This is a genomic window from Polaribacter aestuariivivens, assembly GCF_005885675.1.
GTDB classification, from domain to species: Bacteria; Bacteroidota; Bacteroidia; order Flavobacteriales; family Flavobacteriaceae; genus Polaribacter; species Polaribacter aestuariivivens.
In genome coordinates this window covers 243,003-257,353 of the sequence record NZ_VANR01000004.1, presented here as the reverse complement: position 1 = coordinate 257,353, position 14,351 = coordinate 243,003, and the positions used below count along the sequence as shown (strand labels likewise).

Annotated in this window: 10 protein-coding genes; 1 reads left to right on the top strand and 9 read right to left on the bottom strand. The window is 32.6% G+C overall.

Features of this window, described 5'->3' with window-relative positions:
* Nucleotides 1–15 precede the first annotated feature (15 nt).
* From FDT66_RS09090 to FDT66_RS09060, 7 genes are all read right to left on the bottom strand, one after another.
* The gene (locus FDT66_RS09090; protein WP_138535859.1) at nucleotides 16–1,029 is read right to left on the bottom strand and encodes a cytochrome c oxidase subunit II; all 1,014 of its coding nucleotides are present in this window, start codon (nucleotides 1,027–1,029) and stop codon (nucleotides 16–18) included.
* A gap of 35 nt (nucleotides 1,030–1,064) precedes the next feature.
* Nucleotides 1,065–2,522: a quinol:cytochrome C oxidoreductase gene (locus FDT66_RS09085; protein WP_138535858.1), complete on the bottom strand. Its 1,458-nt coding sequence runs from the start codon at nucleotides 2,520–2,522 to the stop codon at nucleotides 1,065–1,067.
* Between the two features lie 28 nt (nucleotides 2,523–2,550).
* Nucleotides 2,551–3,099: a c-type cytochrome gene (locus FDT66_RS09080; protein WP_171032360.1), complete on the bottom strand. Its 549-nt coding sequence runs from the start codon at nucleotides 3,097–3,099 to the stop codon at nucleotides 2,551–2,553.
* A 10-nt stretch (nucleotides 3,100–3,109) separates the two neighbouring features.
* Nucleotides 3,110–3,637, bottom strand: coding sequence for a DUF3341 domain-containing protein (locus FDT66_RS09075; protein WP_138535857.1), 528 nt, complete (start codon nucleotides 3,635–3,637; stop codon nucleotides 3,110–3,112).
* A 2-nt stretch (nucleotides 3,638–3,639) separates the two neighbouring features.
* A complete protein-coding gene (nrfD, locus tag FDT66_RS09070) occupies nucleotides 3,640–5,106 on the bottom strand; it encodes an NrfD/PsrC family molybdoenzyme membrane anchor subunit (protein WP_138535856.1) in 1,467 nt (488 codons plus the stop codon).
* A 22-nt stretch (nucleotides 5,107–5,128) separates the two neighbouring features.
* Entirely contained in the window at nucleotides 5,129–8,194 is a 3,066-nt protein-coding gene (locus tag FDT66_RS09065) for a TAT-variant-translocated molybdopterin oxidoreductase (protein WP_138535855.1), read from the bottom strand.
* A gap of 70 nt (nucleotides 8,195–8,264) precedes the next feature.
* Complete coding sequence (locus FDT66_RS09060; protein WP_138535854.1) at nucleotides 8,265–9,563, bottom strand: c-type cytochrome; 1,299 nt, start codon at nucleotides 9,561–9,563, stop codon at nucleotides 8,265–8,267.
* Nucleotides 9,564–9,764: 201 nt separating this feature from the next.
* Between FDT66_RS09060 and FDT66_RS09055 the strand changes: the two genes are divergently transcribed.
* Nucleotides 9,765–10,133, top strand: a complete 369-nt coding sequence (locus tag FDT66_RS09055) for an SPOR domain-containing protein (RefSeq protein ID WP_138535853.1) — start codon at nucleotides 9,765–9,767, stop codon at nucleotides 10,131–10,133.
* Between the two features lie 81 nt (nucleotides 10,134–10,214).
* Here the strand turns inward: FDT66_RS09055 and infB are convergent, their stop codons facing one another.
* Both infB and nusA read right to left on the bottom strand, forming a co-directional pair.
* The gene (gene infB, locus FDT66_RS09050; RefSeq protein ID WP_138535852.1) at nucleotides 10,215–13,022 is read right to left on the bottom strand and encodes a translation initiation factor IF-2; all 2,808 of its coding nucleotides are present in this window, start codon (nucleotides 13,020–13,022) and stop codon (nucleotides 10,215–10,217) included.
* Between the two features lie 64 nt (nucleotides 13,023–13,086).
* Nucleotides 13,087–14,343, bottom strand: coding sequence for a transcription termination factor NusA (gene nusA / locus FDT66_RS09045; protein WP_138535851.1), 1,257 nt, complete (start codon nucleotides 14,341–14,343; stop codon nucleotides 13,087–13,089).
* Nucleotides 14,344–14,351 lie beyond the last annotated feature (8 nt).

Genomic DNA, 14,351 nt, shown 5'->3' with positions numbered 1-14,351 from the left:
GTATTTGTATATTTTTTATTTTGTTGTGATGTATTCTGCTAAAGTTGGTTGTTCTGCAAGCCATTTTTGGTATTCATCTTCTTCTACTACTGTAATTTTCATTTGCATGTTGTAATGAGAAGCTCCACAAATTTTATTACACAATAATAAGTAATCGAAAACATAAGGATCTTCACCTTTTTCTCTTCTTACTTTATTAATTCCATTTGTTTTTTCAATAACCTCTGGTTGCTGTCTCATTTCTTCTGTAGTATATTTTGGAGTAAAACCAAATTCTGTAACCATACCAGGAACACAGTTCATTTGTGCTCTAAAGTGTGGCATATACGCAGAGTGTAAAACGTCTTGTGAACGGAATTTAAAATGAATTTTTCTTCCTTTTGGTAAATATAATTCTCTAACTTGTTTGTCGTCTTGAGAATTTTTATCATTCATATCTACACCAATAGAATTAAGTCCTTTTATGAAATTTACATTTCCTAAACCTAATGTATTGTCTTCTCCTGCATAACGTGCTTGCCAATCAAACTGTCTTGCATACACCTCAATAACTACAGCATTTTCTTCATCAGATAAATCCATTACATTATTCCATTGCCATAAACCGTAACCAATTAAACCTACCAAAACAATTGCTGGAGTAATTGTCCAAATAAACTCTAATTTATGACTATCTGCATAAAATTTAGCTTTTCTATCCTTACTTCCTCTATATTTAAAAGTGAAGTAGAAAATAAGAAATTGCATTATGAATTGTACAATACCTATTAACCAAAATGTAATGTTGAATAAATTATCATCATGTTCGCCTTCGAATGAAGCAGATTCTGGCAGCATTATCACATTCATGAAGATTAAACAATAAATCATCATTGCATAGAAAAAGGCCATAAAACCGATTGCGTATTTACCTTGAGCAGCATTATCTTTATCGTCGGCTATTGAACTTCTAAAGTTCATAATTCTAGTGATTTGCCAAAAACTTACACCGATTGCAACACCTATAAAAATATAAAATAGAGCTAGCATATTTATCTTGTCTTAATTTTTAATTCAATTATTTATTAATGATGATCTGCTGATCCTTCTCCTCTGTGTTCAATATTATAATAGTGAAAATGTTCACTTTCATCTAAGAACGGGTTTCCTTTTGGAACTGCATTTGCTTTTGCAAAAGCACTAAATGTTGTATATATGAAAATTCCTAAGAAAAATAATAATGCACTAATTTCTGCAATTCCGAAATACCATTGAGAGCCAACTGTTGCTGGCATTATCATAATAAAAACATCTACATAATGACCTGCTAATATTACAACCCCTCCAATAACAACAAACCAAGGTATACTCTTAAAATCGCTATTTAATAATAGTAGTACTGGAAAAGCAAAATTCATAACTACCATTGCTAAAAACGGTAATTTATATTCTGAAAATCTTGCTACAAAGTAAGTTGTTTCTTCTGGGATATCTGCATACCAGATTAGCATAAATTGTGCAAACCATAAATACGTCCAAAATACTGAAAAACCAAACATAAACTTAGCCAAATCATGAATATGACTATCGTTAACTGATGGTAAAGCTCCTTTTGATCTTAAATAAATAGTCACAAAAGCAATTACTGTTAATGCACTTACTAAAAGGGTTGCTAAAACATACCAACCAAATAATGTTGAGAACCAGTGTGGATCTAACCCCATTATCCAATCCCAAGACATCATAGATTCTGTAATCATAAAAACGAATAAGAATATAACTGATGCATTGTAGTTTTTCTTGTAGGTTTTAAAACCGTCATTTGCTGTATCTTCTGCTATAGAATTTTTTCTAATAAACCATCTATATGCATTCCAAAGTAATAAATAAACAACACTTCTTATTGCCCAACCTGGAACGTTCATCCACCAAGATTTACCGTCTACAATTGCATCATAGTTGTCACTAGATGGATCAAAAGTACCAGGAGTCATCCAAGAAAACATATGATTGAAATGTCCAACAGTTAGTCCAATAAAAACTAACATTAAAATAGATACAGGAACAATATTCGCTGTGATTGCTTCCATTACTCTAAATAGAACGATAGACCAACCAGATTGTGCAACTCTTTGAGCTGCATAAAAAGCCAATACTAGTAATGAAATTCCTAAGAAAAAGAATAGAGCTACATAAAAAGCAGACCAAGGTCTGTTTTGTAATTGATGTAAAACGTGTTCTGCATGAGAATCATCTCCATGAGCTCCATGAGCACTCATTTCTTTATCAATATTTCCTTCACCAACATGTGAACCACTTGTATCATGCTTTTGAGTTGTTGAATGGCCCTCGTTTGAATGTGTTCCTTCTACAACTTTATCATGAGAAGTGCCATGTGCATCTCCATGAGATTGATTTGCTATAATTTCTTTAGCATCTTCTACAGTTTTTGGAGCTGTAAAAAAACTAAATGCGATACCTAAAGCGCCTACTAAAATTAGTGCTAAAGAGAAAATTTTTAATTTACCTGAGAATTGATACATATCTTTTCGTATTCTATCTTTTTGTAATCTATTTTAACAAATCTGCACGTAATACTTCTACATATTGTACAACTTGCCAACGTTCTTTATAAGTTAATTGAGATGAGTGTGAACCCATTAAACCTTTACCATACATTAAAACATGATAAATGCTACCTTCTGTAATATCTCTATCTTTATAATTTGGTATTCCAGCAAATTTTTCTGCTTCTACTAAGTAACCATTTCCATCTCCTTTGCTACCATGACATGATGTACAGTAAATAGTATACATTGCTTTTCCATTATCTAAATTTTCTTCGGTAATTTCTAATGGATTTTTAAGCGTTTGTTTTGCCAATTCATAGCCTTCAACAGTATCTGGAATATCGTAAGCTGGTGTGCCTCCAATTGGAATAGTACCTGCTACTGGTTTTAAATTTACAGGATTACCGTTTAAACCATTTTCTGCATCTGCATCGTAAGGCACAGATGTATACATATCTGGCATATACTGTAATTGTCGTGTTCTTTTATTATTGCAAGACATAAAACTTGCAACAACTACTAAAGCAATAATTAATTTAAAATTCTTCATTATCTATATATTAATGCTTGTCTACTATATTTATTTCTACAGCTCCTGTATTTGTTAATAATTCAGTTAATTCTTCTTCATTATTATGAACTGGAATTTCCATTAAAAAATGATCATCTGTAGTTCTTGGGTCTGGATTTTCAGCTTCTTTAAAAGGCCAAATTCTACTTCTCATATAAAAGGTGATTACCATTAAATGGGCTGCAAAAAAGACTGTTAATTCAAACATAATTGGCACAAATGCTGGCATGTTTTCAAACCAAGAAAAACTTGGTTTACCACCAATATCTTGTGGCCAATCTTGAATCATAATATAATTTGTCATCCAAATAGCGATAGACAAACCTGTAATACCGTACATGAATGAAGTAATTGCCAATCTTGTTGGTGCTAACCCCATTGCTTTGTCTAAACCGTGAACAGGAAATGGACAAAAAACTTCTTCTATATGATGGTGTTTTGCTTTTACAGCTTTCACTGCGTCTAGCAATACTTCATCATCTGTATAAAATGCGTGAATAACTTTTGATGCTTCCATAATTATTCTTTTGTATTTTTATCTGAAGAATCAACTTCAGTTATTTTCTTTTTTGCAATAACAACAGTTGGTTTCGTTGGAATACCTTGTGCTAATCTCTTCTTGTAAAATTCACCAGAAGATTTTAAGATTGTTTTTACCTCAGCTTGTGCAATTACTGGGAATGTTCTTGCATATAATAAGAATAATACAAAGAAGAACCCAATTGTTCCAATAAAAATACCTACATCTACAAATGTTGGTTCAAAACGCCACCAAGTTGACGGTAAGTGACCTTTACTTAGTACGATTGCAATAATATCAAAACGCTCAAACCACATACCAATATTAATAAATATTGAAATAATGAATGACCATATAAAACTTCTTCTAATTTTCTTAAACCATAACAATTGTGGTGTTAATATGTTAAAGAATAAAAGTGAGTAAAATGCCCATGCATAAGGTCCTGTTGCTGCACCTACTGATAGGTATGTGTAGTTTTCGTAAGGAGATCCTGTATACCAGGCTATAAAAAATTCTGTTGCGTAAGCTACTGCTACAATTCCACCAGTTAAAATGATTACAATATTCATATATTCTACGTGTAAACGTGTAATATAGTCTTCCATATTCGTAACCTTTCTCATAATACCTAATAAAGTCTGTACCATTGCAAATCCTGAAAATATTGCTCCAGCTACGAAATAAGGTGGGAAAATTGTTGAGTGCCATCCTGGGTTAATAGATGTAGCAAAGTCCATAGATACAATTGTGTGTACAGAAAGTACTAATGGTGTTGCTAAACCTGCAAGAACTAATGAAACTTCTTCAAAACGCTGCCAATCTTTTGCTCTACCAGACCAACCAAAACTTAATAATGCATAAATTTTCTTTTGGAAAGGTTTTACGGCTCTATCACGAATCATAGCAAAATCTGGCAATAAACCTGTCCACCAGAAAACTAATGATACAGATAAATAGGTTGAGATTGCAAATACATCCCATAATAGTGGCGAGTTAAAGTTTACCCAAAGAGATCCAAATTGGTTTGGAATTGGCATTACCCAATAGCCATTCCATGGACGTCCCATGTGAATAATTGGAAACAATCCTGCCTGAAAAACGGCAAATATTGTCATTGCTTCTGCAGAACGGTTTATAGCCATTCTCCATTTTTGACGGAATAATAAAAGTACTGCAGAAATTAATGTTCCTGCGTGACCAATACCTACCCACCATACAAAATTGGTAATATCCCAAGCCCAACCAATGTTCTTGTTCAATCCCCAAACTCCAATACCTGTTCCAACTGTATAGAAAATACATCCAAATCCCCAAAGCATTGCTGCTAAAGAAATATAAAATGCTATATACCAGTTCTTGTTTGCTTTACCTTCTATAGGTTTTGCAATGTCTTCGGTAATATCATGGTAACTTTTATCACCTAATACTAAAGGTTCCCTTATGGGTGCTTCGTAATGAGACATATTTTTATATCTTAAAATTTAATTACGCTTCGTTTGTATTTCTAACTTTCACTTGATATATTACATTAGGCTTCGTTTGAAGGTAATCTAATACATTGTAAGCTCTTTTATCTTCTGCTAATGCAGCTACTTTATCTTCTTTGTTATTTACATCTCCAAAGACCATAGCTCCTGTTGTACAAGCGGAAGAACAAGCTGTTTCAAACTCATCTGTATTAACTTTTCTTCCTTCTTTTTTCGCTTTTAAAATTGTTGCTTGTGTCATTTGAATACACATAGAACATTTTTCCATAACTCCTCTTGAACGAACTACAACATCTGGATTTAATACCATTTTACCATATTCGTTATTCATATTGAAGTCAAACTCGTTATTATTTGCATAATTAAACCAGTTAAAACGACGAACTCTATATGGACAGTTATTTGCACAATATCTTGTACCAACACATCTGTTGTATGCCATTTGGTTTTGACCTTGACGACCATGTGAAGTTGCAGCAACTGGACAAACCGTTTCACAAGGAGCGTGATTACAGTGCTGACACATCATAGGTTGAAAAGTAACTTCAGGATTTTCTGCTTCAGTTTCTAATGCTTCATACATTTCACCTCTGCTTAATCCTAATTCTTTTGCTTCTTCTCTTGTTTCTACTTCTGAAGAATAGTATCTATCTATACGCAACCAGTGCATATCTCTACCTACTCTTACTTCTTTTTTACCTACAACTGGTACGTTGTTTTCTGCGTGACATGCTACCACACAAGCACCGCAACCTGTACAAGATGTTAAATCGATAGATAAATTGAAGTGATGTCCAATTTCTCTATTATGTTCATCCCATAAATCAATGGTATTGGCTTCAACCTCTTTATGATCATAAGAAACATACGCAGGTTTGTTCCAACCATGATGATGATCTTTAGGATCTACAGTCTTGTAATCTTTTAAAGAAGTTACTTTTAAAATATCGTGACGACCAGCAATTGTTTTTTGTACTTGTGTACAAGCAAATTCGTGAACACCACTAGCTTTTTCAACTTTTACATTATATTGAATGTTATTTCCTCCTTTATACAAAGGATATGCATTAACACCAACATGCATTTCTTCTTTTAAACCAAATGTTTTTCCGTAACCTAATGCTAAACCAACAGATCCTTTTGCTTGACCTGGCTGTACCATAACAGGAACTACAACTTCAACACCATTCACGGTTACTTTTGCAAAGTCTCCGTTAATTGATCCATTATCTTTCACAGGATTAGAAAAACCAATTTCTTTAGCATCTGCCATAGAAACTGTTAAGTAATTATCCCAAGAAGCTCTTGTAATTGGGTCTGGAAATTCTTGTAACCAAGGATTGTTTGCTTGTTTACCATCTCCTAAACCAGTTTTGGTATATAAATTTAACTCCATTCCTGAAGGAGTCGTATTCATTTTTAAAATTCTAGCTACTTCAGCAATTGAAATATCTCTTGGAGTTTCCACACCATCTTCTGTAAGAGCTACTTCTTTTTGAAAGAAACCATTGTGTAAAGCTTTATTCCAAGAACTACCTCCTAAAACTTCTGTTGACCAAAAAGATTTTAAATAGTCATAATAAGAAGTTGAACTTCCAGACCATTTTAATAACGTATCTTGAAATTGACGAGTTTTAAATAATGGTTGAATTGTAGGTTGTATCAATCCGTAGTTTCCTTCAGAGAAATGAGTATCGCCCCAAGACTCTAAGAAATGTGGTGCTGGTAAAGCATAATCCATTGCATTTACAGTTGCACTATTTTCAACAGCGATTGCAACTTTTAAAGATACATTTTTTAACGCCTCAGCAAAATCAGCTCCGTTTTCTAAACTATAAACTGGGTCTACATTGTAAGTAATAATTCCTCCTATTTTTCCAGACTTTGCATCTGAAACTAATTTTTGAACTTGTTCGTAGTTACCTTGACGGATATTTAAAGAATTATTAATATCTAAAATCTCGCTATTTAAAGCTCTGTTTATTGCTAAAGAAATTAATTGAGCATTGATATCGTTCACACCAGTCATTACAACTGCTTTTGAACCTGCCTTTTTTAATTCTTGTGCTATTTTTTGAATTTCGCTATCAATTGGTGTTGCTTTAGATGCAACTCCTTCTTTAGTGATTGCGTTATATAAATTTATTAAACTAAAAACAACATCAGATGGTTTTGCAACAATACGCTTGTCTGCATTGGCACCTGTTAATGACATGTTGCTCTCCACTTGAATGTGACGAGACATTTTACCTGTTTCAGGTTTTCTACCTTGTACATATGCTTTTTCAAAACCTCCGTGAAAATCTCCTAAAAAATCTGCTCCAAAAGAAACGATTGTTTTTGCATTTTCTAGCTTATAATTTGGTAGAGCTCTTCTTCCATACATTGCTTGAAAAGCATCTGCAGCTGCTGCTTCAGAAACAGCATCATAAACTACATGAGAAATATTTGGATGCGCAGTTGTAAATTCATCAACTATTTTAGATGTTGACGGGCTTGCCATTGTTCCAGTTAATAAAACTACAGGTTTACCTGCTTCTTTTAACTTTAACAATTCTATACCAATTTCTTTATCTGCATCTGCCCAAGAAATAGTTTCACCTTTTTTTGATGGTTCTTTCAAGCGAAGTTTTTCATCATATAAAGAAAGAACTGCTGCTTGCACTCTTGCGCTTGTTGTTCCATTCGCTTCTTTGTTTGGCATTATTTGAATAGGACGACCTTCGCGCGTTTTTACTAAAACATTTGCAAAATCATACCCATCTGCCATAGAAGTAGCATACCAATCTGCAACACCTGCAATAACATCATTTGGTTTTACTACGTAAGGAATAGATTTTATTACTGGTCCTTCACAGGCAGCCAAAGAAGCTGCTGCTGTAGTAAAGCCAACATATTTCAAGAAGTCTCTACGAGATGTAGAAGAAGTCTCAAGTGTTTCTTTATCACCTAAAAAATTATCTGTAGGGATGTTTTCTACAAATTCATTTTTACTCAGCGTTTCAACAACAGAACTATCTTTTAGTTCTTCAACACTTTTCCAGTATTTTTTGTTTGAAGCCATTTACTTTTAGTTATTAGTTTTAGTTCTTAGTTCTTAGTTTTCACTTTCACTAAAAAACTATATTTTTAAATTAATAGTGACACTTACCACATTCTAAACCACCTAATTGAGATATTGTAACTTTCTCAACACCATACTTGTCTGCTAGTTGTTTATGAATTTTTTCGTAATAGTCATTATTTTTTAAATCTACATTTGTTTCTCTATGACAATCAATACACCAACCCATTGTTAATGGTGAGTATTGATACATTTCTTCCATTTCTTGAACTGGACCGTGACATGTTTGACATGCGATACCTGCAACAGTTACGTGCTGAGCGTGATTGTAATAAACAAAGTCTGGTAAATTATGTATTCTAACCCATTTAATTGGCTTTTCTTCACCTGTATACTCTAAGACTTCTGGATCCCAACCTGCAGCTTTATAAACTTTAGCAATTTCCATATCTAACTCTGCTTTCCCTAAAACAACACCGTCTTCTAATTCAACAACCGTATTTTCTGCTACTTCTGCAATATTCTTATGACAATTCATACAAACATTTACAGAAGGAATACCTGAATGCTTACTATGTTTTGCAGATGAGTGACAATATTGACAGTCGATTTTATTATCTCCTGCATGAATTTTATGTGAAAAAACAATTGGCTGAATTGGTTGATAACCTTGATCTACACCAACTGAAAACAATGTTCCAAAAACAACGTAAGCACCTACTAATAATAAAAATATAGTACCTAATACTTTTAAAAACGTATTGTTTTTAACACCAATCCAAAGTTCTTGTAAATCTCTTTTTAGATTTGATTGAACTTCCGGTTTTTTATTTCCTTTTAATTCGCTTACTTGCTTCAACAAGCTTGCAATCATTAAAAAAGCCACAACAATTGCTGCTGCTAATAAATAAATTAACCATTCTGGAGCGCTTCCTGTTTGAGTAGTTACTACACCACCTTCTGCAACTATTGGATCTTTTTTAATTTCACCAACTGTAGTATAATACAAGATAGCATCAATTTGTAAATCTGAAAGCTGTGGAAAAGCTGTCATAGCAGATGGGTGAAACTCAGCCGCTTTTGCAGCTTCTGCATTTACTTTTTGAAACTCTGCGTTATTTTTTATCCAAGATTTTAACCATTCATTTTCTCTACGTTCTTCAACGCCTCCTAAAGCTGGACCAATTAACTTCTTATCTAATTTATGACAAGACGCACATAAGCTTCTAAATAATTTTCTACCTTCTTTTTGTTTTACTTCATCAACTTCTTGTGAATAAGAAGACAAGGTAAATGAAAAAAATAAAAGTAATGTAAAACCTTTAAGGAACAATGAGGTTAGTCTACTGTGCAATGCTACACTTTTCATATTTACAAACTATAATTTTAGTAATGTGTATAATTTCGTTCAAAAAAATTGATATTTGAACAGTTGTACAAAAGTACTACATATTGCTAAATTTTGAAAAGCTAAAGGAACGTTAAATATTAATTTATAATAATTCTAAATAACCGTTTTATTCAATTTATTCTTAATGAAGTCGTTATTTTTGTAGAAACATTTAAAACTATGAAAAACAGATTGTTTTTAAAACTATTTTTTACAGGTTTGTTATTAGGAACTGCTACTTTAAAAGCACAAAATAATACGAATAGTAGTGAGGAAGTAAAAAGTTTAATTGAAAAAAAGAGAAGTTATAACAAAACTGTTGGATTTGGATATAAAATTCAAATATATAATGGTACTGAAACTACTGCAAAAAGGAAACAGGCAAAATTTAAAATTTTATATCCTAGGGTTGTTTCTAGACTAGTGTATAATGCCCCAGAATGGAAAGTACAAGTTGGTAATTACAAAACCAAATTGGATGCAGACAGAGCTTTACTAATTTTTCAAAAAGAATTTTCTGGCATTATTGCTGTTCCAATGGGAAAATAATTAAATATTACCTCATATTTACCATAAAAAAAAGCCGAAATTTTAAAAAATTTCGGCTTTTAAATTGTATAAAATTATCAATTATTTCAACTTCTTTTTAACAGCTACTTCTTTGTAAGCTTCTATCACATCACCTTCTTGGATGTCGTTATAATTTTTAATTTGAAGTCCACAATCATACCCTTTCGCAACTTCTTTTACATCGTCTTTAAATCGCTTTAATGATGATAAAACTCCGTCATGAACTACGATTCCGTCTCTAATAATTCTTATTTGAGAATCTCTAAATATTTTACCAGATATTACCATACAACCTGCAATGTTACCTACTTTAGAAATTTTATAAACCTCTCTAATTTCAACATTACCAGTTACTTCTTCTTTCATTTCTGGTGACAGCATTCCTTCCATTGCATCTTTCAGGTCGTTGATTGCTGCATAAATAATTGAATAAGTTCTAATATCTACTTCTTCTCTATCAGCTACTGCTCTTGCATTTCCTTGCGGACGTACATTAAATCCAACAATAATTGCATCTGATGCTGTTGCTAATAACACATCACTTTCTGTAATGGCTCCAACTCCTTTATGTAAAATATTTACTTGAATTTCTTCCGTAGATAATTTCTGGAAAGAATCTGTTAATGCTTCCACAGAACCATCTACATCTCCTTTTAAGATAATGTTTAGTTCCTTAAAGTCTCCTAACGCTATTCTTCGTCCGATTTCATCTAACGTTAATGTTTTTTGAGTTCTTACAGATTGTTCACGTTGTAATTGAGAACGTTTTGATGCAATTTGTTTTGCTTCTCTTTCATCATCAAAAACAACAAATTTGTCACCTGCTTGTGGCGCTCCATCTAATCCTAAAATTGATATTGGAGTTGATGGACCTGCAACTTCTAAATTGTTTCCTTTATCATTAAACATTGCTTTTACTTTTCCACTGTGTTTACCAGCTAATAAGTAATCGCCAATTTTTAAGGTTCCTGCTTGTACTAAAATTGTGGTTACATAACCTCTACCTTTATCTAACAATGCTTCTACAACTGCACCAACTGCATTTTTATTAGGGTTTGCTTTTAATTCTAAAACTTCTGCTTCTAATAAAACTTTTTCTAACAACTCAGGAATACCTTCTCCTGTTTTTGCTGAAATATCTTGTGATTGTATGTTTCCACCCCATTCTTCAATTAATAAATTCATTGAAGAAAGTTGTGTTTTTACATTGTCTGGATTTGCGTTTGGCTTATCAATTTTATTGATTGCAAATATGATAGGAACTCCTGCTGCTTGTGCGTGTGAAATTGCCTCTTTTGTTTGTGGCATTACATCGTCATCTGCTGCAACTACAATAATTACTAAATCTGTAACTTGAGCTCCACGTGCACGCATTGCTGTAAAGGCTTCGTGACCAGGTGTATCTAAAAATGCTATTTTTTGATCGCCAACATTTACAGAGTATGCTCCAATATGTTGCGTAATTCCTCCACTTTCACCTTCAATTACGTTTGCTTTTCTAATATAATCTAACAATGAAGTTTTACCATGATCTACGTGACCCATTACCGTAATAATTGGTGCTCTTGTTTCTAAATCTTCTGGTTTATCTTCTACTTCTTCGATAGATTCTTCTACTTCTGCTCCAACAAATTCTACTTTGTGGTTGAATTCTTCTGCAACTATAACCAATGTTTCTGCATCTAAACGCTGATTCATGGTTACCATCATACCTAATGACATACAAGCAGATATAATGTTTGTTACAGGAACATCCATCATTGTAGCAACTTCACTTACTGTAACAAATTCTGTTACTTTTAAGATTTTGTTATCTAATGCTTGTGCTTCTTGTTCTGCTTCTGATTGCTCTCTGTGAGCATCTCTTTTATTTCTACGGTATTTTGCTCCTTTTCCTTTTGAAGATTTTCCTTGAAGTTTCTCCAAAGTTTCTCTTACTTGTTTTTGGATTTCTGCTTCTGTTGGTTCTTCTTTTTTAACGTTAGAAGATCTTTGTCCTCTTCCTTTATTATAAGGACCTTTATTGTTTCCTGGCTTGCTACCTGTTCTGTTTCCAGGACCTCTGTTGTTTGCAGCACCAGCCTTATTTACAATACGCTTACGTTTTTTTCTAGGATCTGAACCACTATCTTTTTTAGCTTCTGGCTTTTTCTTTTTAGGTTTTTCAAATTGTTTTAGATCAATTTTTTTACCTGTAAAATTTGGACCATCTAACTTTTTATATTGTGTTTTTATAGACTCTGCATTTTCTGCGGTAACCTCTTCTGATTTTTCTTCTACTTTTTTAGGAGTTTCAGATTTTTTAGGTATTTCTTTTTTTGCAGATTCTTTATCAATTTGAGATACAGATTTAGTTGCTTTTGGAGCAATAGGTTTTGACACCTCTTTTTTGACTTCTTCTTTTACCTCGTCTACATTTTGCTTTTCTGCTACAACCTCTTTTTTAGGTTCAGTAGTTTTTGGAGCCTCTTTTTTAACTTCTTCTTTATTTTCTGCTGGCTTTTTACCGATATTATCGATATCTATTTTACCTACAGTTTTAAATTCAAGTTTTTCGGCTTTTGCTTTAAGAACTTCTTCTTTTTTAGCGTCTTCTGCTCTTTTTTTCTCTTGCTTAGCTTCTAGTTCTGCACGAATAGCTTCTTTTTCTTTTCGTTTTTCTTCGCCAACTTCTTTAGACGCAGCTTTTTTACTGGCATCTGTTTGGAAACCATCTAGCAGGACTTGATAGACATCACCAGAAATTTTAGTAGTAGGTCTTGATTCTATTTCATGACCTTTATCTGCTAAATATTCTACTGCTCTATCTAAAGAGATATTTAATTCTCTTAAAACTTTATTAAGCCTCATTGTTTTGCCTTCAGACATATATTATTTTTTAGCCTTTAATTTTGTAAAAATATGCTTTTTTACGTTACTTTTTACTTTTGAACTATTCTTCGAATTCTTCTTTTAAAATTCTCTGCACATCTAAAATAGTTTCTTCTTCTAAATCGGTTCTTTTCACTAATTCTGCTACGCTTGTTTCTAATACGCTTCTTGCAGTGTCTAAACCAATATTTTTGAATTCTTTGATAATCCAATCTTCAATTTCATCTCCAAATTCTGTTAACTCTACGTCTTCTTCTTCTAAACCTTCTCTTTGAACGTCTATTTCGTAGCCTGTTAATTCACTTGCTAAACGAATATTTACACCACCTCTACCAATTGCTTTAGAAACTTCTTCTGGTTTTAATAGTACGTTTACACGTCCTTTTTTACCATTTTTTTCTTCTTCATACATTTCAATTTCCATTGAAGTCACTTTTGCAGGACTTAATGCTCTTGAAATAAACAATTGCTCGTTTTTGGTATAGTTGATAACATCTATATTTTCGTTTCCTAATTCACGCACAATACCGTGAATTCTAGAACCTTTTACACCTACACAAGCTCCAACAGGATCTATTCTATCATCATAAGAATCTACAGCTACTTTTGCTTTTTCACCAGGTATTCTTGCAACTCCTTCAACTGTAATTAAACCGTCGAAAACTTCTGGTATTTCTTGTTCAAATAACTTGTTTAAGAACATTGGTGATGTTCTAGATAATATAATTGCAGGTTTGTTACCTCTCAATTCTACTGTTTTGATAACACCTCTTACAGAGTCTCCTTTTCTAAAAAAGTCTGAACGAATTTGCTCACTTTTTGGTAATACAATTTCGTTTCCATCATCATCTAATAAGATAATTGCATTGTGACGAATATGGTGTACTTCTGCACTGTATAATTCGCCTTCTAAATCTTTAAAATGTTTAAAGATGTTTGTGCTATCGTGTTCGTAAATTTTAGAAATTAAGTTTTGACGTAATGCCAAAATTGCTCTTCTTCCTAAATCAATTAATTTTACTTCTTCTGAAACATCTTCACCAATTTCAAAATCTGGTTCAATTTTTCTTGCTTCACTAAGTTCTATTTCTTCATTGTCATCTTCAGAAAAACCATCTGCTACAACTACTCTGTTTCTCCAAATTTCTAAATCTCCTTTATCTGGGTTGATAATAATATCAAAATTATCATCTGAACCAAACTTACGTTTTAAGGCTGCTCTAAACACTTCTTCTAAGATAGACATTAGTGTTACTCTGTCTATACTTTTATTATCTTTAAATTCTGAAAACGAATCAATTAACGCTATATTTTCCATTACATTTT

Excerpts from the sequence above, each read along its gene's own strand:
- infB (WP_138535852.1), bottom strand. The coding sequence starts at position 13,022 with ATGTCTGAAGGCAAAACAATGAGGCTTAATAAAGTTTTAAGAGAATTA.
- FDT66_RS09060 (WP_138535854.1), bottom strand. The coding sequence starts at position 9,563 with ATGAAAAGTGTAGCATTGCACAGTAGACTAACCTCATTGTTCCTTAAA.
- FDT66_RS09055 (WP_138535853.1), top strand. The coding sequence starts at position 9,765 with ATGAAAAACAGATTGTTTTTAAAACTATTTTTTACAGGTTTGTTATTA.
- FDT66_RS09080 (WP_171032360.1), bottom strand. The coding sequence starts at position 3,099 with ATGAAGAATTTTAAATTAATTATTGCTTTAGTAGTTGTTGCAAGTTTT.
- FDT66_RS09075 (WP_138535857.1), bottom strand. The coding sequence starts at position 3,637 with ATGGAAGCATCAAAAGTTATTCACGCATTTTATACAGATGATGAAGTA.
- nusA (WP_138535851.1), bottom strand. The coding sequence starts at position 14,343 with ATGGAAAATATAGCGTTAATTGATTCGTTTTCAGAATTTAAAGATAAT.
- FDT66_RS09090 (WP_138535859.1), bottom strand. The coding sequence starts at position 1,029 with ATGCTAGCTCTATTTTATATTTTTATAGGTGTTGCAATCGGTGTAAGT.
- FDT66_RS09065 (WP_138535855.1), bottom strand. The coding sequence starts at position 8,194 with ATGGCTTCAAACAAAAAATACTGGAAAAGTGTTGAAGAACTAAAAGAT.
- FDT66_RS09085 (WP_138535858.1), bottom strand. The coding sequence starts at position 2,522 with ATGTATCAATTCTCAGGTAAATTAAAAATTTTCTCTTTAGCACTAATT.
- nrfD (WP_138535856.1), bottom strand. The coding sequence starts at position 5,106 with ATGTCTCATTACGAAGCACCCATAAGGGAACCTTTAGTATTAGGTGAT.